General features: G+C 60.1%; 25 protein-coding genes and 1 pseudogene. 19 read left to right on the forward strand and 7 right to left on the reverse strand.

Annotation, left to right across the window (positions count from 1 at the left end):
* Positions 1-8: 8 nt before the first annotated feature.
* The gene (galU, locus tag TX23_RS18085; protein ID WP_003173830.1) at positions 9-848 is read right to left on the reverse strand and encodes a UTP--glucose-1-phosphate uridylyltransferase GalU; all 840 of its coding nucleotides are present in this window, start codon (positions 846-848) and stop codon (positions 9-11) included.
* A 309-nt stretch (positions 849-1157) separates the two neighbouring features.
* On the opposite strand from galU, the gene TX23_RS18090 reads away from it, so the two are divergent.
* The 3 genes and pseudogenes from TX23_RS18090 to TX23_RS18095 all read left to right on the forward strand — a co-directional run bounded on the left by TX23_RS18090 (position 1158) and on the right by TX23_RS18095 (position 2043).
* Complete coding sequence (locus TX23_RS18090) at positions 1158-1343, forward strand: hypothetical protein (protein WP_057703368.1); 186 nt, start codon at positions 1158-1160, stop codon at positions 1341-1343.
* A gap of 161 nt (positions 1344-1504) precedes the next feature.
* A pseudogene (locus tag TX23_RS28925) lies at positions 1505-1609 on the forward strand (fimbrial protein); the annotation flags it as partial.
* Between the two features lie 152 nt (positions 1610-1761).
* A complete protein-coding gene (locus TX23_RS18095; protein ID WP_057703369.1) occupies positions 1762-2043 on the forward strand; it encodes a hypothetical protein in 282 nt (93 codons plus the stop codon).
* 8 nt (positions 2044-2051) lie between these two features.
* Here the strand turns inward: TX23_RS18095 and TX23_RS18100 are convergent, their stop codons facing one another.
* Positions 2052-2282 carry a hypothetical protein gene (locus TX23_RS18100; RefSeq protein WP_057703370.1) on the reverse strand — a complete coding sequence of 77 codons (231 nt, stop codon included), beginning with the start codon at positions 2280-2282 and terminating at the stop codon, positions 2052-2054.
* Between the two features lie 200 nt (positions 2283-2482).
* On the reverse strand, positions 2483-2833 hold the full coding sequence (locus TX23_RS18105) for a hypothetical protein (RefSeq protein WP_005788197.1): 351 nt from the start codon (positions 2831-2833) through the stop codon (positions 2483-2485).
* Between the two features lie 212 nt (positions 2834-3045).
* On the opposite strand from TX23_RS18105, the gene TX23_RS18110 reads away from it, so the two are divergent.
* The 11 genes from TX23_RS18110 (at position 3046) to TX23_RS18155 (ending at position 12782) form a co-directional block, all read left to right on the forward strand.
* Positions 3046-3348, forward strand: a complete 303-nt coding sequence (locus tag TX23_RS18110) for a DUF1883 domain-containing protein (RefSeq protein ID WP_003173824.1) — start codon at positions 3046-3048, stop codon at positions 3346-3348.
* A 25-nt stretch (positions 3349-3373) separates the two neighbouring features.
* Positions 3374-3541 carry a hypothetical protein gene (locus TX23_RS28195; RefSeq protein WP_087149506.1) on the forward strand — a complete coding sequence of 56 codons (168 nt, stop codon included), beginning with the start codon at positions 3374-3376 and terminating at the stop codon, positions 3539-3541.
* A gap of 3 nt (positions 3542-3544) precedes the next feature.
* Complete coding sequence (gene alkB / locus TX23_RS18115; RefSeq protein ID WP_057703371.1) at positions 3545-4210, forward strand: DNA oxidative demethylase AlkB; 666 nt, start codon at positions 3545-3547, stop codon at positions 4208-4210.
* Positions 4211-4285: 75 nt separating this feature from the next.
* Complete coding sequence (ada, locus tag TX23_RS18120) at positions 4286-5335, forward strand: bifunctional DNA-binding transcriptional regulator/O6-methylguanine-DNA methyltransferase Ada (protein ID WP_057703372.1); 1050 nt, start codon at positions 4286-4288, stop codon at positions 5333-5335.
* Positions 5336-5431: 96 nt separating this feature from the next.
* Complete coding sequence (locus TX23_RS18125; protein WP_057703373.1) at positions 5432-6496, forward strand: NAD(P)H-dependent flavin oxidoreductase; 1065 nt, start codon at positions 5432-5434, stop codon at positions 6494-6496.
* Positions 6497-6609: 113 nt separating this feature from the next.
* Positions 6610-7359: a molybdate ABC transporter substrate-binding protein gene (modA, locus tag TX23_RS18130; protein WP_057703374.1), complete on the forward strand. Its 750-nt coding sequence runs from the start codon at positions 6610-6612 to the stop codon at positions 7357-7359.
* On the forward strand, positions 7360-8040 hold the full coding sequence (gene modB / locus TX23_RS18135) for a molybdate ABC transporter permease subunit (RefSeq protein WP_057703375.1): 681 nt from the start codon (positions 7360-7362) through the stop codon (positions 8038-8040). It abuts the gene before it with no gap.
* Positions 8041-8045: 5 nt separating this feature from the next.
* Positions 8046-9125 carry a molybdenum ABC transporter ATP-binding protein gene (gene modC, locus TX23_RS18140; protein WP_057703376.1) on the forward strand — a complete coding sequence of 360 codons (1080 nt, stop codon included), beginning with the start codon at positions 8046-8048 and terminating at the stop codon, positions 9123-9125.
* A 74-nt stretch (positions 9126-9199) separates the two neighbouring features.
* The gene (locus TX23_RS18145) at positions 9200-10249 is read left to right on the forward strand and encodes a DNA topoisomerase IB (protein WP_057703377.1); all 1050 of its coding nucleotides are present in this window, start codon (positions 9200-9202) and stop codon (positions 10247-10249) included.
* A 124-nt stretch (positions 10250-10373) separates the two neighbouring features.
* Positions 10374-12008, forward strand: coding sequence for an ABC-F family ATP-binding cassette domain-containing protein (locus TX23_RS18150; RefSeq protein ID WP_057703378.1), 1635 nt, complete (start codon positions 10374-10376; stop codon positions 12006-12008).
* Between the two features lie 69 nt (positions 12009-12077).
* Entirely contained in the window at positions 12078-12782 is a 705-nt protein-coding gene (locus TX23_RS18155) for a YoaK family protein (protein WP_057703379.1), read from the forward strand.
* 148 nt (positions 12783-12930) lie between these two features.
* On the opposite strand, the gene TX23_RS18160 is transcribed toward TX23_RS18155, so the two are convergent.
* From TX23_RS18160 to TX23_RS18175, 4 genes are all read right to left on the reverse strand, one after another.
* Positions 12931-13284: a hypothetical protein gene (locus TX23_RS18160; protein ID WP_057703380.1), complete on the reverse strand. Its 354-nt coding sequence runs from the start codon at positions 13282-13284 to the stop codon at positions 12931-12933.
* Between the two features lie 172 nt (positions 13285-13456).
* The gene (locus TX23_RS18165; RefSeq protein WP_057703381.1) at positions 13457-13768 is read right to left on the reverse strand and encodes an AzlD domain-containing protein; all 312 of its coding nucleotides are present in this window, start codon (positions 13766-13768) and stop codon (positions 13457-13459) included.
* Positions 13765-14460: an AzlC family ABC transporter permease gene (locus TX23_RS18170; RefSeq protein WP_057703382.1), complete on the reverse strand. Its 696-nt coding sequence runs from the start codon at positions 14458-14460 to the stop codon at positions 13765-13767. Before TX23_RS18170 ends, TX23_RS18165 begins: the two co-directional genes overlap by 4 nt.
* A 71-nt stretch (positions 14461-14531) precedes the next feature.
* Positions 14532-14747: a hypothetical protein gene (locus TX23_RS18175; protein ID WP_057703383.1), complete on the reverse strand. Its 216-nt coding sequence runs from the start codon at positions 14745-14747 to the stop codon at positions 14532-14534.
* A 222-nt stretch (positions 14748-14969) separates the two neighbouring features.
* Between TX23_RS18175 and TX23_RS18180 the strand changes: the two genes are divergently transcribed.
* From TX23_RS18180 to TX23_RS18195, 5 genes are all read left to right on the forward strand, one after another.
* On the forward strand, positions 14970-16253 hold the full coding sequence (locus TX23_RS18180; protein ID WP_057703384.1) for an arsenic transporter: 1284 nt from the start codon (positions 14970-14972) through the stop codon (positions 16251-16253).
* 204 nt (positions 16254-16457) lie between these two features.
* On the forward strand, positions 16458-17069 hold the full coding sequence (locus tag TX23_RS18185) for a LysE family transporter (protein WP_057703385.1): 612 nt from the start codon (positions 16458-16460) through the stop codon (positions 17067-17069).
* 319 nt (positions 17070-17388) lie between these two features.
* Positions 17389-17682: a hypothetical protein gene (locus tag TX23_RS27375; RefSeq protein ID WP_082629651.1), complete on the forward strand. Its 294-nt coding sequence runs from the start codon at positions 17389-17391 to the stop codon at positions 17680-17682.
* 234 nt (positions 17683-17916) lie between these two features.
* On the forward strand, positions 17917-20631 hold the full coding sequence (gene mgtA, locus TX23_RS18190; protein WP_057703386.1) for a magnesium-translocating P-type ATPase: 2715 nt from the start codon (positions 17917-17919) through the stop codon (positions 20629-20631).
* Positions 20632-20695: 64 nt separating this feature from the next.
* Positions 20696-21043, forward strand: a complete 348-nt coding sequence (locus tag TX23_RS18195) for a DUF2493 domain-containing protein (RefSeq protein WP_005788155.1) — start codon at positions 20696-20698, stop codon at positions 21041-21043.
* The last annotated feature ends 16 nt before the right edge of the window (positions 21044-21059 follow it).

Below are 21059 nucleotides of genomic sequence, written 5' to 3' on the forward strand. Positions count from 1 at the left end.
AGCGCGAATCAGTAAGCCTTGCCCGTCTTGTAGAAGTGCTCGTAGCAGAAGTTGGTTGCTTCGATGTAGCCTTCGGCGCCACCGCAGTCAAAACGCTGCCCTTTGAACTTGTAGGCGATCACGCAACCGTCTTTGGCTTGCTTCAACAGCGCATCGGTGATCTGGATTTCGCCGCCCTTGCCCGGCTCGGTTTCTTCGATCAGCTTGAAGATGTCCGGGGTAAGGATGTAACGACCGATGATCGCCAGGTTCGACGGAGCATCTTCCGGCGCCGGCTTTTCGACCATGTCACGCACACGGATCAAACCATCGCCAATATCGTCGCCGGCGATAACGCCGTACTTGTTGGTTTCGGTCGGGTTGACTTCCATGACCGCAACGATGGTGCAGCGGTATTTCTGGTAGAGCTTGACCATCTGGGTCAGCACACCATCACCTTCCAGGTTCACACACAGGTCATCCGCCAGCACCACGGCGAACGGTTCGTCGCCGATCAGCGGACGGCCGGTAAGGATGGCGTGGCCGAGGCCTTTCATCTGAGTCTGACGGGTGTAAGAGAACGAACACTCGTCGAGCAGTTTACGGATACCGACCAGGTATTTTTCCTTGTCGGTGCCTTTGATCTGGTTTTCCAGCTCATAGCTGATGTCGAAGTGGTCTTCCAGGGCGCGCTTACCGCGGCCGGTAACGATGGAGATTTCGTTCAGGCCGGCATCCAGGGCTTCTTCCACGCCGTACTGAATCAGTGGCTTGTTCACCACCGGCAGCATCTCTTTGGGCATGGCTTTGGTCGCTGGCAAGAAGCGAGTGCCGTAACCGGCTGCTGGGAACAAGCATTTCTTGATCATATGAGTCCTTACAAAGGGCTGTGCGTACGGAATTCGGCGCAGTCTAATCAGGCCGCAGTCACCTTACAATGGGTCCTGCTGGCGTTGCGATGTCATCATAGAGAAAAAATGTCGGCGTAAGTTCCGCTGATCCTGCAAAGGGCCTCACCAACGGTCAGTCAAAATACGCCCTGCCCCCCTTATTTAAAGGGCTGTAATGGTTTTAGCACGCTTTTGGCCGCCTGGCACTGACCTGCAACAACTTGCGCCCTCCTTCGGCATTTGGCGGTATCATGCAGGCCTTGAACCAGACCACGAGATTGCCAATAGATGTCAGAACCCAAAGGTGTAAACGGCTACCTGATCACCCAGCGCACAGACGGCTGGCACTTGATCAATTTTCACGGCGACAGCGTTGCCGGGACATTCTCGACCGAGAGCCAGGCGGTCACTGTAGCTGAAGTGTTTGTAGATGAAGCAGGCCACGCATCGAGCAAGCGCCCGAAAACAAAGTAAGCCGCTCACGCCCACAAAGAAGCCCCGTTAATTGGGGCTTTTTTGTGGGCGCCTGTTTCTGCTCACCTGCATACAATCGGCGCCGAACGCTTACTTAGTTGTTTCGCCTCATTAAACGCTAAGCGCGGACCGCACGAGGGTCATGATGGAAGGAGCAAGGCGTGGGCGGCGATGACGTGACCTTCACGCTGGTGCGGCGTGCCGGGTCACTGCCTACCGCAGGGGCCATCAGCGGAAGCGGTGTGCTGGTGATGGGGGTGCCATAAGTCAGTAAGGCTAAGCGCCAAGTCAGCCCGGGAGGTGTGCCGTTGCAGATCTTGTTTTCTGAGACTGCACGCCAGGTGGCAGTTCGCTATAATCCGCGCCAACGCCCCACGACAGTGTCAGCGCCCCCCACCTCTTCTCGACGATGACTTCTATGAAAAAAATCCTGGCACTGACCGCAGTACTGGCACTCGCCGGTTGCACCACCACGTCCGACACGCTGCTGAAAAATGGCGAGCAAGGCTTGACCATCGACTGCTCGGGCGAGGCCAACTCATGGGCCAGTTGCTACGAGAAAGCCGACGCCTCCTGTGCCGGCACCGGTTACCGCATTGTCGGCACCGACGGCACTCCAGCCCTCAAGGAAAGTGAAAAGACCCTGGGCCAGGACGTGGGCAACTTCAAGGGCCGCAGTGTGGTGGTGGTGTGCAAGTAAGCCGCCGGCTACAGATGCACCTCGGCGAACTTGATGCCCAGGCCGCGCAGGATTTCGATCAGGTCATCCAGGCGCGCAAATGATTCGACCTCGTCCTGATCGTCCACCAGGAAGTAACTGCGGCCGCCGCTTTTCTTGAAAAATACGATCCACTCGCCCAGGTCGGCGGGGTTCTGGATGACATGGGTCGCCGAAATCTGACCTTCGGCATGACGGGCTTTGACGTGTTCTCGTTTCATAACGGGCTTTCCAGAAAGAACAAATGCCGCTCGAACCCAGGGTTTGAGCGGCATCTTTGAAGTGAATGCGCCACAGTTTAACGGATGCCCTGCCCAATCAGCACGAACACACAGGCAAAAAAAAGCCCCAATCCTGCAGGATCGGGGCTTTTTATCGGGTTCAGTGCGTAGGGTGAGACGCCTTGACAATCAAACCAGACTCAGCCGGAAATGCACTCTTCCCCGGCTTTCTTCACGTCGCCTGGCCGGATCGGCACATTGGACATGCTTTCATAAAGCTTGATGCTGCTACCGCTGGAGCGGTCTTCGATTTCGAAGATCGCGGAAGGGTCCGCCGAAAACTTCTGAGGCACGATGACCTGAATACCGTCTTTATGGGGTTCGATCTGTGGCGGGCGACGAGTCGCCTCCAGTTTGCGCACAACACACGCCGCATATTCCTGCGGTTTCTTCCCTGAGATGACCACCAACGTTGGCGGGGTCTGCTTGATATCTGCAACCGAAGCACACCCAGCAATTGCCAAGGCCAGCACCAACACACTCCACTTCATACTAAAACCTCCGATAAAGATCCTACGACAGCGGGGATGGTAAATTTCTCCCATCAACGTAGGATTTATCTCTCATTACACGGTAAATAACTGTTTTAAATTGTCGAAGTCGTCGACGACGGCCCGATAATAAACGCGCTGGGGCTGATAAACTCCATCTTAACCTACGTATCGTTCTGATTTTTCAGAAAAAGCCCTTCTGGAGACACCCCATGAAATTCATCCACCAGCGTGAGCATCTCAACGAGGGAGACATTGTCGTTATCGAATGCTCGCAGACCTGCAACATCCGCCTGATGAGCGACGCGAACTTTCGCAGCTTTAAAAATGGCGGCCGCCATACCTACCACGGCGGTGCATTTGATAAATTCCCGGCCAAGATCACCGCGCCCAGCACCGGGTTCTGGAACATCACCCTTGATGTGGTGACCCGTCGCGCCATTAGCGTGACCCGCAAGCCGGCGCTGTCCCACAAGATCCGCATCGTTCGTCGCACCAGCACCAAGCTGAGCTGAACCAGCAACCGACAGGAAACAAGCTGTGACCCCTACGACCAAATACGTCATCAAGTACAAGCTCAACGGCGAGCGCCGCTTCGAATTTGCCCAGCTGACCACCAACAGCCTCGAAGAAGCCAAGCAAGCCCTCGCAGACATTCACGATGCCAGTGACGAAATTACTGACATTACTGTGAGCAAGGCGCTGTAAGTCATGTCAGGCCCTACTGCCGATTTGTTCGCCGATGATGCCCTGCAGCAACCAGCCGGGCGCGAGCAGATTGGCGAAGAGTCTTACGTTCTGAGGGGCTATGCCCTGCCCTGGATTGAGCGGTTGCTACCTGAGTTGCGGCGCGTGCTGGCTCAGTCTCCCTTTCGGCAAATGGTCACGCCCGGTGGCTTCACCATGTCGGCGGCGCTGAGCAGTTGCGGCGAACTGGGCTGGACCACAGATCCCCGTGGCTATCGCTACAGCCCACTCGACCCGCGCAGCCAGCAACCCTGGCCCGTCATGCCCGACGCGTTGCGCCAACTGGCCGAGGCGGCGGCAACCGAGGCCGGCTTCAGTGATTTTTTGCCCGACGCCTGCCTGATCAACCGTTACGTGCCGGGGGCGAAGATGTCCCTGCACCAGGACAAGAACGAGCGCAGCTACAGCGCGCCGGTGGTCTCGGTGTCCCTGGGCCTGCCGGCGATTTTTCTGTTCGGTGGCCATGAGCGCAGTGACAAAACGCAAAAAGTCTCGCTGTTTCATGGCGATGTGGTGGTGTGGGGCGGGGTCGATCGCCTGCGCTTTCATGGGGTGATGCCGATCAAGGCCGGCGAGCATCCGGTCATGGGCGCGCAACGCATCAACCTGACCTTTCGCACCGCCGGCTGATTTGACCGCAAGCTTCGGAGTGCCGTGGGCGGACGGCACGCTTAATCTGCCCCTGAACCGTCAAGAGTGCAGGCCATGAACAACGAACTGGATCCGCGCTGGGCCGCCATCATTGCCCGCGATGCCAAGGCAGACGCCCTGTTTGTCTACGGCGTGAAAACCACGGGCGTGTATTGCCGCGCCAGCAGCGCTTCGCGCTTGCCGCGCCCCGAGAATATCGAGTTCTTCGACACCCCGGCTCAGGCTGAAGCCGCGGGGTATCGTGCCAGCAAGCGCGCTGCGGGCGATCAGACTCAACTGGCGGCTTACCATGCGCAGTTAGTCGCCGACGCCTGCCGGCTGATCGAACAGGCGCAAACGCCCCCGAGCCTGGAAGTACTGGCACGCCAGGCCGGGTTGAGCCCGTTCCACTTCCACCGTGTGTTCAAAACCGGCACCGGCTTGACCCCCAAGCGCTACGCCAGCGCCCTGCGCTCACACAAGGTCCGCGATGGCCTCAAAGGGCAGCAGTCAGTGACGGACGCCCTCTATGACGCGGGCTTTAACGCCAACAGCCGTTTTTATGAAGCGGCTGACCAGTTGCTGGGCATGAAACCCAAGGACTACAAAGCCGGCGGTGCCAATAACACCATTCGCTTTGCCGTCGGCCAATGCGCGCTGGGGGCGATTCTGGTGGCGCAGAGTCAGCGTGGCGTGTGCGCGATTTTGCTCGGCGACGACCCGGACAAACTGGTGCGCGACCTGCAAGATCAGTTTCCCAAGGCCGAGCTGGTGGGCGCGGATCAGGATTTTGAGCAGTTGGTCGCCCAAGTGGTGGGATTTGTCGAAGCCCCTGCCCTGGGCCTGGATTTGCCCTTGGACCTGCGCGGTACGGCCTTTCAGGAACGGGTATGGCAGGCATTGCGCGAAATCCCGGTAGGCAGTACCGCCAGCTATGCGCAGATAGCCGAGCGTATCGGCGCGCCCACGGCCTTTCGCGCCGTGGCCCAGGCCTGTGGTGCCAACCACCTGGCGGTGGCGATTCCCTGCCATCGCGTGGTGCGCAGCAATGGCGAGCTGTCTGGGTATCGTTGGGGGGTGGAGCGCAAACGTGAGCTGCTGGAGCGCGAAACACCCTCTTCATAAAACGCCGTTCTCGTCCAGTGAATAAAACAGAGTGGCCCGGCGCCGACGGCCCTGCTAAAACAGCGAAATGCCCTATTAACGCTGGAGACGCCCCCCATGAGCACCTGGCCAGACACCCGTATTCTCGACCTGCTGGGCATTGACGTGCCGATCATCCAGGCGCCCATGGCCGGCGCGACGACCACCGCCATGGTCATCGCGGCTCAACGGGCCGGTGCGCTGGGCTCCATGCCTGCTGCCGCGCTGAGTATCGAGCAACTGCGCGAAGCGGTGACGGTCATCCGCCTGGCCAGTACACGGCCGTTGAATCTGAACTTCTTCTGCCATCAGCCGCCCCCAGCCGACGAAGCGCGTGACCGCCGTTGGAAGGACACGCTGCAACCTTACTACCACGAACTCGGCGCCGATTTTGAAGCGCCCACCCCAGTGTCCAATCGCGCCCCGTTCAACGACGCGGCTTGCCAGCTGGTAGAAGATTTGCGCCCGCAAGTGGTGAGTTTTCACTTCGGCCTGCCGGAAAAGTCTTTGCTTGCGCGAGTAAAAGCCACGGGCGCCAAGGTGCTGTCATCGGCCACCACCGTTGAGGAAGCCGTGTGGCTCGAAGAACACGGCTGTGACGCGATTATCGCCATGGGCATTGAAGCCGGCGGGCACCGCGGCCTATTCCTCAGTGAAGATCTGAACAGCCAGATTGGTTTGATGGCACTGGTGCCGCAAGTGGTCGACGCGGTCAGCGTGCCAGTGATTGCCGCAGGCGGCATCGGTGATGCGCGTGGCATCGTCGCCGCGCTGGCCCTGGGCGCCTCGGCGGTGCAGATTGGCACGGCGTACCTGTTCACGCCCGAAGCCAGCATCACCGCCTCTCACCACCACGCGCTGCGCCATGCCCAGGCCAGCGAGACGGCACTGACCAACCTCTTTACCGGCCGACCGGCGCGGGGCATCGTCAACCGCGTGATGCGTGAACTCGGCCCGATCAACCCGAGCGCCCCGGCATTCCCCCAAGCCGGTGGCGCGTTGATGCCGCTCAAGGCCAAGGATGAAGCGGGTTTCAGTAACCTGTGGGCGGGCCAGGCACTGCGCCTTGGCAAAGACCTGTCCACTTATGACCTGACTCGCCAATTGTCCGAGCAGGCGTTGGCCAGGCTCTCGCGCCACTGACATCAGCGGCAACTTTGCACTGTACCGGCAATGACCAACCGCTATATATTCCCATACATAGCGGTAGAGCTTTCTACCTGAACGCCCTGTACAGCCCAAGGAGTCGCTTCACGATGATCCGCATCTCGCGCCTGGCCCCCCTGCTTGCCGTATTTGCCCTGGGTTCGGCCCATGCCGACGAAGTGCAGGTGGCCGTGGCCGCCAACTTCACCGCGCCGATCCAGGCAATCGCCGCCGACTTCGAAAAAGACACCGGTCACACACTCATCGCAGCCTACGGTGCTACCGGGCAGTTCTATACGCAGATCAAGAATGGCGCACCGTTCGAGGTGTTCCTCAGCGCCGACGACACCACCCCGCAAAAACTCGAAAACGAAGGCGACACTCTCAAGGGGTCGCGCTTCACCTACGCGGTCGGCACCCTGGCATTGTGGTCGGCAAAAGAAGGCTATGTGGATGCCAGGGGCGAAGTGCTCAAGCACAATCAGTTCAAGCACCTGGCCATTGCCAACCCGAAAGCCGCGCCCTACGGCCTGGCCGCCACCCAGGTACTGGCCCGGCAAGGGCTGACCGACACCGTCAAGGACAAGCTCGTCGAAGGCCAGAACATCACCCAGGCCTATCAGTTCGTGTCTACCGGCAACGCCGAGCTGGGCTTTGTTGCCTTGTCGCAGATCTTTAAAGACGGCAAAGTCACAAGCGGTTCAGCGTGGATCGTTCCGGCATCGATGCATGACCCGATCAAACAGGACGCGGTGATCCTCAACAAGGGCAAAGACAGCGCCGCTGCCCAGGCACTGGTTGAGTACCTCAAAGGCCCGAAAGCCGCTGCCATCATCAAATCCTACGGTTACGAGCTGTAAATGCCACTGTCGAGTGCTGATTTTTCCGCGATCTGGTTGACCATCAAACTGGCATCGTTGACCACCGTGATCCTGCTGGTCATCGGCACTCCGATTGCACTGTGGCTGTCGCGGACCACCTCCTGGTGGCGCGGCCCCATCGGCGCAGTTGTCGCCTTGCCGCTGGTACTGCCGCCAACGGTCATCGGTTTCTATTTGCTGCTGACCATGGGGCCCAACGGTTACTTCGGCCAGTTCACTCAATGGCTGGGCCTGGGCACGCTGACATTCAGTTTTGCCGGGCTGGTGATCGGCTCGGTGATCTACTCCATGCCATTCGTGGTGCAGCCGTTGCAGAACGCTTTCTCTGCGATAGGCACACGCCCGCTGGAGGTGGCCGCAACCTTGCGCGCCAATCCGTGGGACACGTTTTTCACGGTGATCCTGCCTCTGGCACGCCCGGGGTTTATCACCGCATCGATCCTTGGCTTTGCCCATACCGTCGGCGAGTTCGGCGTGGTGTTGATGATCGGCGGCAACATTCCGGACAAGACCCGAGTGGTCTCGGTACAAATATACGATCACGTCGAAGCCATGGAATATGCCCAGGCCCATTGGCTGGCCGGCGCCATGGTGGTGTTCGCGTTCCTCGTATTGCTGGCGCTGTACTCCAGCCGCAGAACCCGGATGAGCTGGAGCTGATCGCGATGATTAATATACGTCTGAACCTGAAGTACTCCGCCTTTGCGCTGGACGTGGACTTGCAATTACCCGGGCGCGGGGTAACTGCGTTATACGGGCAGTCCGGCTCCGGCAAAACCACCTGCTTGCGTTGTATCGCCGGTTTGGAGCGTGCCGAGGAAGGTTTTGTGCAGATCAATGATCAGGTCTGGCAAGACAGCCGCAAAGGGTTGTTCGTACCGCCGCATAAACGCGCCCTGGGTTATGTGTTCCAGGAAGCAAGCCTGTTTTCCCACCTGTCGGTGCGGGCCAATCTGGAGTTCGGCCTCAAGCGCATCCCACGCCAGCAACGGCATGTGGATATGGCCCAGGCCACCGAGCTGCTGGGCATCGGTCAGTTGCTTGAGCGTCACCCACAACACCTGTCCGGCGGCGAGCGCCAGCGTGTCGGCATTGCCAGAGCCTTGCTCACCAGCCCCAGGCTGTTGTTGATGGATGAACCGCTGGCCGCCCTGGACAGCAAGCGCAAGAACGAGATCCTGCCGTACCTGGAGCGCCTGCACGACGAACTCGACATCCCGGTGCTGTACGTCAGCCACGCCCAGGACGAAGTCGCGCGGCTGGCTGATCATATCGTCCTGCTCCGCAACGGCAAGGCGCTGGCCAGCGGCCCCATCGGCGAAACCCTGGCGCGCCTCGATTTGCCCCTGGCCCTGGGCGACGATGCCGGCGTGGTGATCGCCGGCAGCGTCATTGCCTACGACGCGCACTATCAGTTGCTGACTCTGCAACTGCCTGACTGCCCATTGCAGATTCGCGTGGCCCATGCGCCGGTGGCGGTGGGCAAGCCGTTGCGGGTCAAGATCCAGGCACGGGATGTGAGCCTCAACCTGCACGCGGAGGAACACAGCAGCATCCTCAATCGTTTGCCCGTGACCGTCATCCAGGACATGGAGGCCGATAACAGCGCCCATGTGCTGGTGCGCCTGGATGCAGGCGGTACACCACTGTTGGCACGTATCACGCGTTTCTCCCGCGACCAGTTGCAACTGCACCCGGGCCAGGTGCTGTGGGCGCAAATCAAGGCGGTGGCGGTGCTGGCTTAAGCAATTGGCACGACCGCAAAGCGCTGCGGTCAATCAGTCATACCGGCCTGATTTGTTGCCAAGGAACCCGCCCCATGCCCGACTCTTCGCTGCCCACCGACCTGCCACGCGACCTGCATTATGTAGATGACACCCAACCTGGAATCCGCCGTAAAAAGCTGCGGGGCAAATTCCAGTACCTGGACGCAAACGGCCAGCGCATTACCGATGCCGATGAAATCAAACGCCTGAACGCGCTGGCCGTGCCGCCCGCCTACACCGATGTGTGGATCTGCGCCGACCCGCGCGGCCATCTGCAAGCTACCGGCCGCGATGCCCGTGGCCGCAAGCAATACCGTTACCACCCACGCTGGCGCGAAGTGCGTGACAGCGACAAGTATTCGCGGTTGCAGGCATTCGGCAGCGCCTTGCCCAAGTTGCGCAAACAGCTGGAAGCCCAAATCGCTGAACCCGGTTTTACCCGTGAAAAAGTGCTGGCCACGGTGGTGATGTTGCTGGATGCCACGCTGATCCGCGTCGGCAACACCCAGTATGCCCGCGAGAATAAATCCTACGGCCTGACTACGTTGCGCAATCGGCATGTGGACATCAAGGGCAGCGAAATCCAGTTTCAGTTTCGCGGCAAAAGCGGTGTCGAGCATCAAGTGAGCGTCAAGGACCGACGCCTGGCTCGCGTGGTCAAGCGGTGCATGGAGTTGCCCGGGCAGAACCTGTTCCAGTACCTGGACGAAGACGGGGAACGCCACACGGTCAGCTCCCATGACGTCAACGCTTACCTGCACGAACTCACCGGCGAAGACTTCACCGCCAAGGACTACCGCACCTGGGCGGGCACCGCGATGGCATTGGCCGTGTTGCGCGAGTTGGCGTGGCAGCCAGAGTCAGACGCCAAGCGGCATGTGGTGGGCATGGTCAAGGACGTCGCCAGGCAGTTGGGCAACACGCCCGCCGTGTGCCGCAAGTGCTATATCCACCCGGCGGTGCTTGAACATTTCAGCCTTGGTGAATTGTCGAAACTGCCCAAACCACGAGTGCGCAAGGGTCTTAAAGCCGAAGAAGTCGCCCTGGCGATGTTCCTGGAGAAGTTGGCCGAAGACTTGCCGCACAAAGCCAAGGTGGGTTAGCCTTTGCGCCCCTTCTGATTAACGGGACGACCGCCGACGTGAACAACTAAGCCTTCCAAAATGTATCCGCAACGAGCCGCCTGGCGCGCTTGTTGGCCTGTTCGACATTTTTTTGGAGGTGCTGATGACTGACGTCAACCGGCTGCCCGTTCTTGTTTCCCTGCAACACGTGTCTTTCCAGTTCGCCAATGGCGAAACCTTGCTGAAGGACGTGAGCCTGTCCATTGATCGCACCCGCACCGGCATCGTCGGGCGCAATGGACGTGGCAAAAGTATTCTGGCCAAGTTGATGGCTGGCGTCCTGCAACCCTCCTCAGGCGCCTTGAAAAGACCAGCGAGCCTGATCTACGTGCCCCAGGCGTTAACGATTCAAGCGGGAGAAACTGTCGCCCACATCACCGGCACCGCCCCTGCCCTGGCCGCCCTTGAGCGTATGGCACGCGGCGACGGTCGCCTGGGGGATCTGGAACTGATTGATGATCGCTGGGACCTGGCAGAGCGCCTGCGCCTGGCATTGGATACCGCAGGCTTGCCCACACTCACCGCCGCCACCCAGGCCGACCAACTCAGCGGCGGCCAACTGGCCAGGGTCGCGCTGATCGGGGCGCTGTTGGCGACGCCGCAGTTGTTGATTCTCGACGAACCCAGCAACCACCTCGACAGCGCCGGGCGTGAGTGGCTGTTGCAGGAACTGGCCGATTGGCGCGGCGGCCTGGTGGTGGTCAGCCATGACCGCCAACTGCTCAACACCATGGGGCGTATCATCGAACTATCACCCCTTGGCGCTCAGGTGTATGGCGGCAACTACGCGGCCTATCAACAGCAACGCGATGCCCAACAGCACGCCGCCATCGCAGCCTGGGAACACGCGCGCCAGGAACGTAGCCGTGAGCGTCGGCGCTTGCAAAAAGACCATGACAACCTCCAGCGCCATGCCGCGCGCTCACGCAAACAGGCCGAGACCGCCAACGTCAACCGTTTTACCAAGGCACGCTGGAAAAGCGCAGCCAAGGAGATCGTCAGTACGGTGCGCAGTGCCCACCACGAGCACAAACATCAACTCGACGCCCAGGTGCGCCAAGCCTACGAGCGCGTGGTGGATGAAACGCCGACCCTGCTCGCACTGCCAGGCTCGGCAGTACCCAACGGCCGGCAGGTCCTGATGCTGGAACGTGCGCAATTGCCCTGGCTCGCCCCCCAGGCCCTGGCCACCTACCTGACGATCAGCCTGGCGGGGGCGGCACGCGTGGCCGTGCGCGGGCCGAACGGTTGCGGTAAATCCACCCTGCTCAAATTGCTTGCCGGCCAGTGGCAGGCGGTCAGTGGCGAGTGTGCGGTTGCGGTGCCCAGCGCTTATATCGATCAACATCTGGCGTTGCTGGATGACCAGTGCAGCATTGTCGAGCAGCTCAATCTGCTCGACACACCATTGGCCGAAGCCGAACTGCGCACGCGCCTGGCGCTGCTGCAACTGGACGCTTCACGGGTCACACGAGCGACCGGGCAACTCAGCGGCGGCGAGCGCTTGAAAGCCGCCATGGCCGTTGCTTTGTGGCGTGATACACCAGCGCAACTGTTGCTTCTGGATGAACCCACCAACCACTTGGACCTGGAGTCGGTGCTCGCCTTTGAACAGGCCTTGAAGGGTTTTACCGGCGCAATGCTGGCTGTGTCACACGATGATGCATTCTTACAGGCGATCGAGCCCACTCACCACCTGACTTGGCACCCCACAGGCTGGCAACTGGAGCGTGCCTGAGGCCATTGCGCGTAGAGGAAAAGCGGCCTACGGTAGTGGCCGAATAATCTCATCGAGGAACCCAGCCCCATGCTGCCTTCGTCCCGCAAGCCTTCCACCAACGCCACGCTTGCCCATCGCCAGCGCTGGCGTGGCCGGGTCGGCTTGATGCTGGTGGCCTGCCTGTCGGTGCTGGCGGGCATGACCGATGCCATCGGTTTTATGGCCAGCGGCGATTTCGTCTCGTTCATGAGCGGCAACACCACGCGCCTGGCGGTGGCCATCAGCGCCGGTGACTTGGGGCTCACCGGGCGTCTGGTGTTGCTGGTTGCCACCTTTGTGGTCGGTAATGCCTTGGGCGTGGTGGTCAGCCGCTTCAGCAAGCGCCACGCACTGCCGTTGTTACTGTGCATCGGTGCCTTGCTTTGCGGCGCGGCGCTGTGGCCGGCGACCGACACCCTGCCCGCGTTGCTCGCGGCGATTATCGCCATGGGTATGCTTAACGCGGCGGTCGAAGAAGTGAACGGGTTACCCGTGGGGCTCACTTACGTCACCGGGGCGCTTTCGCGTTTTGGTCGCGGGCTGGGGCGCTGGCTACTGGGCGAGCGCCGCAATGGTTGGCGCGTGCAATTGATTCCGTGGGCCGGGATGTTTGTCGGTGCCGTGATCGGCGCGCTGCTGGAGCAACAGATGGGGCTGCGCGCACTGTGGGTCAGTGGTGCATTGGCGGGGTTATTGGGGCTGGTGACACTGATGATTCCGCGACGCTGGCACTTGGGTTTTATGCCGCGTTGAGGCTAAACAAAGAGGTGCTCGCTCGACGTTTAAGCCTCGACATCCGTGTACCGGTAAAGAGCCATCACGTCGAGCGAGCGAGTGAATCATAAGGCAATGCCTGGCGGCTGTCCCGCCAGGCGTTTCGGAAATGGGCTAAGGCAAGGTATTACAGACAAGTGGCAAGCGCTGCCAGGCGTCGTTTGGCCGGCATGTTGTCTTCCACGGCATAGTATTTGACGGTAGAACCCGCTCCCGTGCTTTGTATGTCAACAAAGTAGTCGCCGGCCGTGGTGTAGACGGTGTAACCACCGGCCTCGGTGGCTTCCTTGAAACCGCCGGCATCAACGCCAAACACGCGCTCATCCTGCCAGCCGAACTGAATGCACTGGGCAACCACCAGGGTGGCCTTGTCCGATGCCAGGGTTTTGTAGGGGCTGCCTGCACGCGCCTCTTTCATCTTCGAGCCCGCGCAACCGGCCAGTGCGGCCAGTACCAATGCGCCGATTACCATCTTGAACATGCCTGTGCTTCCTTGGAAAAACCGTGACTCTACCACTGTGCCGCGGCCAACTGACGCGCCCATGAACTTTGTTTCACTGTGACGGGCCAACCTGCCGTCTATAGTGGGCAGGCTCATTTTTTGGAAGTCTCCCTTCTGCCCGCCCTCCCGCGGGCTTTTTTTTGCCTGGACGTCAGAACCACCAGCGAAACAGATAGAACAGCGCCATGCTCAACAGCACCGTGATCAACACACTGCGCGTCCAGAACATCAACGCCACGGCGCAGATACCGGCCAGCAGGTACGGGTTGCTCGGGCTCAGGTTGAGCTGATGATCGGCCAGGAAAATAATCGGCCCGCAGATCGCCGTGAGCATACCCGGCACGGCAAAACCGAGGAACTCACGGGCGCCGCGATTGAGCCGCACCGGCAAACGCGGCTCAAGAAACACGTAGCGGTTGAAAAACACCACCAGGCCCATGGCCACAATCATCAGGTAAATCATCGTTGCCCGACTCCCAATCGCTTGCAGGCAAAACCTGCGCTCATCCCCAGAACACCCGAGACCACCACCGCCGATTCCCAGTGCAAATAACTCAACCACACTGAACACAGCAGCGAAACCGCGACGCACACCACAGTCGGCACATCGCGTACCACCGGGGTGATCAGGGCGATGAAAGTCGCGGCAATAGAGAACTCCAGCCCCAACTGGTCAAGGCCCGGTATGCTTTTGCCCAGCACAATGCCGGCCAGGGTGAAGAGGTTCCAGATGATGTAGAACGTCAGGCCGACACCCAGGGCGTACCAGCGATTGAACGTCTGGCGGTCATAGTGGTTGACCAGGGCAAAGAACTCATCGGTCAGCAGAAAACCCAGGCTCATGCGCCACCGGGTGTTGAGCGACGACAACGTGGGCCGCATGTGCATGCCATACAGCAAGTGCTGAGAGGTCAGCAACAAGGTTGTCAGCACAATGGAAATCAGGCTGGCACCGCTCTTGACCATGCCAATGGCTACCAGTTGCGCCGCACCGGCAAACACGATGGCAGACAAACCTTGGGCTTGCAGCGGGGTAAATTGCGCATCGATGGCCATGGAGCCGGCGAGCAATCCCCACGGGGCACAGGCCAGGGACAAGGGAATAACGGCAATGGCGCCGCGGGTGAAGGCGTAATGAGGTAATGCAGTGGGCATGGAAACGGCTCATCGACGGACAGTCGACAAGCATGCCAGTGCAATCAGGGGCTTGTCTTGAACGATCTTGCTCAGGCGAGCCTTACCGAAACCTGCTCTACCGAATCCCGCGCTTCACGCAGTTCGTACGCGTCCTGGTTCAGCCGGTGGATGGTGTTGAGCAACCGCTGGCGCAGCACCTCATCGCCGAGTTTTTCCACGGCGCGCATCAGGTCGAACGCCGCGGTTTCGTTATTTTCCGCGACGGAATCCAGGATCTTGCGCAGGTTGCGAGTGGCACGGGTCACACAGTTCTTCCTTTCTCAGCAATGGGCAGGCACTTTAGGACCTTTGTGTTTCAGTTTAATTTCAAACAGTTGTGGCTGTTTTGCGGGTTTTTGATCCAGGTCAAATGAAACAAGGTTTGACCGGAAATATGAAAATACGTATAGACGCACTGCGTCTGACAGCAATGGGCGGCAGACCACAACAGGCCAGCATTGGGTGCTGAGCCATCGGAGCGTTTATTCATGCTTGTCGCAATTGCGATTTTCCTCGTCACCATCGTACTGGTCATCTGGCAACCCAAGGGACTTGGCGTGGGTTGGAGTGCCAGCCTGGGCGCGATTCTGGCACTGGGTTGCGGGGTAATCAGCCTGGCGGACATCCCGGTGGTGTGGCACATCATCTGGAACGCCACGGGCACCTTCGTCGCGCTGATCATCATCAGCCTGTTGCTCGACGAGGCCGGCTTCTTTGCCTGGACAGCCCTGCATGTGGCGCGTTGGGGCCGTGGCCGCGGCAGGCGGTTGTTTGCCTATATGGTGCTGCTGGGCGCACTGGTGTCGGCACTGTTTGCCAATGACGGCGCAGCGTTGATTCTCACGCCCATCGTGATGTCGATGCTGCTGGCCTTGCGCTTTTCACCGGCGGCGACCCTGGCATTCGTCATGGGTGCCGGCTTTATTGCCGATACGGCGAGCCTGCCATTGGTGGTGTCGAACCTGGTCAATATCGTCTCGGCTGACTATTTCAAGATCGGCTTTAACGAATATGCTGCCGTGATGGTGCCGGTGAACCTGGTCAGCGTCGCCGCGACCCTCGCAGTGCTGCTGTGGTTTTTCCGCCGGGACATCCCCCAAACCTATGACCCGGCCGACCTGGAAGACCCCACCAGTGCCATCCATGACCCAGCGACGTTCCGCGCCGGTTGGTGGGTACTGGGTATTCTGTTGATCGGCTGTTTCGCCCTTGAACCGCTGGGCATTCCCATCAGCGCGATTTCCGCAGTCTGCGCCGTGCTGCTGCTGGTGATTGCCGCCAAGGGCCACAAGATTTCCACGCGCAAAGTCCTCAAGGAAGCACCGTGGCAGATCGTGATTTTTTCCTTGGGGATGTACCTGGTGGTGTACGGCCTGCGTAACGCCGGGCTGACCGACTACCTGGCGACCTGGCTGGACACCTTCGCGACCTACGGAGTATGGGGCGCGGCGATGGGCACCGGCGTGCTGACGGCGCTGCTCTCATCGGCGATGAATAACCTGCCGACGGTGCTCATTGGTGCGCTGTCCATCGAGTCCAGCCATGCCGTGGGCGTGGTCAAGGACGCGATGATCTATGCCAACGTGATCGGCAGCGACCTGGGCCCCAAGATCACGCCCATTGGCAGCCTGGCCACGTTGCTGTGGCTGCATATTCTGGCACGCAAAGGCATCACCATTACCTGGGGTTACTACTTCAAGGTCGGCATCGTGCTGACGTTGCCGGTGCTGTTGATCACCCTCGCCGCCCTCGCCTTGCGCCTGAGCGTTTAAAGGAGCCTGCAACGAAAGTACTGCCTCAACGCCGCAGCTTTTGAAGGAGCGAGCTTGCTCGCGAAAAACTCACCGGCGCCGCATTCATTCAGGAAACTCGCGTTATCGTTGACGTTTTCGCGAGCAAGCTCGCTCCTACAGAGGACGTGGTATCGGCCTTCCAGACTGACGTATGCTCTGGCACTTTCTCGAAAGGAACTTGGCATGCTGTCGATCTTTGTCTATGCGCTGGTATTCGGTTTTGTATTTTGCCTCTCTCCCGGCGCCGTGCTGGCGGAGACCCTGCGCCGCGGCTTGCTCCATGGTTTCACACCGGCGCTGATGGTGCAGTTTGGTTCCCTGGTCGGTGATGCAGTCTGGGCGGTGATCGGACTTACCGGTATCGCGCTGCTGATCCAGCATGATGCGGTGCGCGTGCCACTGACGGTGATCTGTGCGCTGTACCTGGCCTGGCTGGGCATCCGTAGCTTGATTGACGCCTGGCAGCTACCAGCCGCCGACGACACCCCCGCCACCTCAGGCAAAAATGCGTTGGCCGTCGGCGCCGCGATCTCGCTGGCCAACCCGAAGAATATTGTCTATTGGGGCGCGCTGGGCAGCGCGCTTTCCGGCATCGTCGGCGCCACTCCGAGCCACGGGCAAACTCTGATGTTCTTTGCAGGCTTCATGCTGGCGTCAGTGCTTTCGTGCTTTCTGGTCGCCGCGCTGGTGAATCTGCTGCGCAAGAACGCCTCACCCACTTGGCAGCGCGTCAGTTATGCGGCCTGCGGTGTGGTATTGATCTATCTGGCGATACTCGCCGCTCAGGGCATATGAAGTTATATATCCAGTAACTTACGCATGTCTGTTGTCTGAATGAACTCTGAACACAGGCTAATTTAATTAAACATGCGTTGACATTCTGTTAGCGCCTGAGTAGATTGCCCCTGCCCGCAATTGGGGGCCTTTTTTAAACCTCACAAAAGAAGCCAATGGACACAGTATCTAGTCGCTGTCCGAGCACCGCATCAGCGGGCATCGGGCGCCAAATCCAGAATATGACAGGACTCGCCTTCCAGGTCCGGTAAGCTGCGCTAGAGCTTGATGCTCCACCGTAACTGCCTCACCGGTCGCCCGTCCGGTCCCGAGGTGTGTTATGACCTTCCAACTCATTGCTTTGCCTGATGTACGCACGCTTGCTGTCGCCCTGCGAGCCAAGCTGTGCCGTGCGCCCGCAGGCGTTTGCGCGTCCCGCTCGACCTTTGTTGCACCCTCCCCTCAAGCACGCCCGGCACCACCGCTGGCGCACTGGCGCATCTGCCCTGAAAGCGGCCAACTGGCGCAGCACTGGGATCACGCCGACCCTCAAGACCCACAGAGACCCAAGGTTTCCAGCCCGGCGAAAGCCAGCTTGATGCTCGGTCTGCATGTGAGCGCTCGCGCCGCCTGACCCGGCTGGAAACACCCAATTTTTTATTAATACCCTGGAGTTCTTTATGAACATGTCCAGTAGTAGCCCGCTGCACGTTCGTTAACTAACGCGCTGTTAGCGGGCACTGTAAAAGTTATCTGAATACTTATTTAAACCGATCGCGAAGTCCGCGGCTCGGCATGCTTTCGCTCGCCTGTATGCAGGTAAGTAACGGGTATGTTTTGTCGAGAATTGGCGACAGGAGTACACACAATGAGCGCCGTAAAAAACACGCCTCTGCACAAGAAAAATGGCACCGCTGCCGACACCAAACTGTCGATGCGCGCCGCCCGCGAAGCCCAGAACGGCCTGGCGGCCACCCTCGCCAATGTGCGTGCCAGCCAGGACGGCCTGACCGAACTGGACGCCTCGGCGCGTCTGCACCGCGAAGGCTACAACGAAGTTGCCCACGACAAGCCGCCCCACGCCCTCGTCCAGTTCCTGCAGGCGCTGAACAACCCGTTCATCTACGTGCTGTTGATCCTGGGCGGCATCAGCTTCATCACTGACTGCTGGCTGCCCATGCAGGAAGGCGAAGACGCCGACCCGACCAAGGTCATCATCATCATGACCATGGTGCTGCTCAGCAGCCTGCTGCGCTTCTGGCAGGAACACCGCTCGGCCAAATCCGCCGAGGCCCTCAAAGCCATGGTGCGCACCACCGCTACCGTGCTGCGTCGCGAACAGGTCGGCGCCCAGCCCATCCTGCGCGAGGTGCCGATGCGCGAACTGGTGGCGGGCGATATCGTGCAGCTGTCGGCCGGCGACATGATCCCCGCCGACATCCGCCTGATCGAGTCCCGCGACCTGTTTATCAGCCAGGCCGTGCTGACCGGCGAAGCCTTGCCGGTGGAGAAGTACGACACCCTGGGCGACGTCACGCAAAAATCCGCGTCCAGCCTGGCCGCCGACCAGGGCAACCTGCTGGACCTGCCGAACATCTGCTTCATGGGCACCAACGTAGTCAGTGGCCGCGCCAAAGCGGTAGTGGTGGCAACAGGGCCACGCACCTACTTTGGCTCCCTGGCCAAGGCGATTGTCGGCTCGCGGGTGCAGACCGCCTTCGACCGTGGGGTGAACAGTGTCAGCTGGCTGCTGATCCGTTTCATGCTGGTGATGGTGCCGATCGTGTTCTTCCTCAATGGCTTCTCCAAGGGCGATTGGGGCGATGCCTTTCTGTTTGCCCTGGCGGTGGCTGTCGGCCTGACCCCGGAAATGCTGCCGATGATCGTCAGCGCCAACCTGGCCAAGGGCGCCACGGCCATGGCCAAGCGCAAAGTGGTGGTCAAGCGCCTCAATGCGATCCAGAACTTCGGTTCGATGGATGTGCTGTGCACCGACAAGACCGGCACCCTGACCCAGGACAAGATCATCCTTGAGCATCACGTCAACGCCTTTGGCCGGCGCGATGACGCCGTACTGTCCCTGGCCTGGCTCAACAGCTTCCACCAGAGCGGCATGAAGAACCTGATGGACCAGGCCGTGGTGCAGTTCGCGGAGCAAAATCCCAAGTTCCAGGTGCCATTTGCCTACAGCAAGGTCGATGAATTGCCCTTCGACTTTGTACGCCGTCGCCTGTCTATCGTGGTCAAGGATGCCGCCGGTGATCAGTTGCTGGTGTGCAAAGGCGCCGTGGAAGAGATGCTGAGCATTTCAACCCACACCCTGGAAGACGGCGCCGCCGTGCCGCTGGACGATCGCCGCCGCGAGGCTCTGCTGGCGATTGCCAACGACTACAACGAAGACGGTTTCCGGGTGCTGGTGGTTGCGACCCGCCATATTCCCAAGGCAATGGCGCGTCAGCAATACACCACGGCCGATGAGCGTAACCTGGTGATCCAGGGGTTCCTGACCTTTCTCGACCCGCCAAAGGAAACCGCCGGCCCTGCGATTGCCGCGCTGCAGCAAATTGGTGTCGCGGTCAAAGTCCTCACCGGCGACAACGCGGTGGTTACCAGCAAGATCTGCCGTCAGGTCGGTCTTGAGCCAGGCGAGCCTCTGCTGGGCGTGGAAATCGAAGCGATGGACGACGCCACCCTGCTGCGCCGCGTCGAAGAACGCACGGTGTTCGCCAAGCTGACACCCCTGCAAAAATCCCGCGTGCTCAAGGCGCTGCAAGCCAACGGCCATACGGTGGGTTTTCTCGGCGATGGCATCAACGATGCGCCGGCGCTGCGGGATGCCGATGTGGGTATTTCGGTGGACAGCGGTACCGACATCGCCAAGGAGTCGGCCGACATCATCCTGCTGGAAAAGAGCCTGATGGTGCTGGAAGAAGGCGTGCTCAAAGGGCGCGAAACCTTCGGCAATATCATGAAGTACCTGAACATGACCGCCAGCTCCAACTTCGGCAACGTGTTCTCGGTGCTGGTGGCCAGTGCGTTCATTCCGTTCATGCCGATGCTGGCGATCCACCTGCTGCTGCAGAACCTGATGTACGACATCTCCCAACTGGCCCTGCCTTGGGACAAGATGGACAAGGAATACCTGGCTAAACCGCGCAAGTGGGATGCAAAAAACATCGGCCGCTTCATGATCTGGATCGGGCCGACCTCGTCGATCTTCGACATCACCACCTTTGCGCTGATGTGGTACGTGTTCTCGGCCAACAGTGTGGAAATGCAGACGCTGTTCCAGTCCGGCTGGTTCATCGAGGGCCTGCTCTCGCAAACCCTGGTGGTGCATATGCTGCGCACCCGCAAGATCCCGTTCTTCCAGAGCACCGCCGCCTGGCCGGTGTTGATGATGACCTGCATCGTGATCGCCCTGGGCATCTATGTGCCGTTCTCACCGCTGGGCACCCTGGTGGGCCTGCAACCGCTGCCGATGGCGTACTTCCCATGGCTGGTAGGCACCCTGCTGGCTTACTGCTGCGTGGCCCAACTGATGAAGACCATCTACATCCGCCGCTTCAAGCAGTGGTACTGACCCTCCCCGCCGTTCCAACGCTGGTGGCCGCCCGGGCGCCAGCGTGCAATACAAGGATTTGCTCATGCGCGTGTTGATCTGTGCAGGTCGTCATTACGCCGACACCAAAAAGTCCCGCCACGTGCTGGACGCTTACCACCGCCTGCACCCGGTGCAGGTACTGATCCACGGCGGCAACCAGTTTCTCGGCAGCGAGATCGAGGAATGGGCGCGTGAAATCGGGATCGACGTCGTGCGCTACCCACCCAATTGGCAGCGCCACGGCAAACAGGCAGAACGCCAGCGCAACCACTTCATGCTGGCCGACAGCCGCCCCGACCTGATCATCGCCCTGCCCGGCGGTGACGATACCTCGGAGCTGGTCTGCCAGGCCAAAGCCAGCGGCATTTCGGTGCTGACCGTAGAAAGCTGAATTCAAACGAGGTGCA

Origin of the sequence: Pseudomonas paralactis (assembly GCF_001439735.1) — a bacterium.
Taxonomy (GTDB): Bacteria; Pseudomonadota; Gammaproteobacteria; order Pseudomonadales; family Pseudomonadaceae; genus Aquipseudomonas; species Aquipseudomonas paralactis.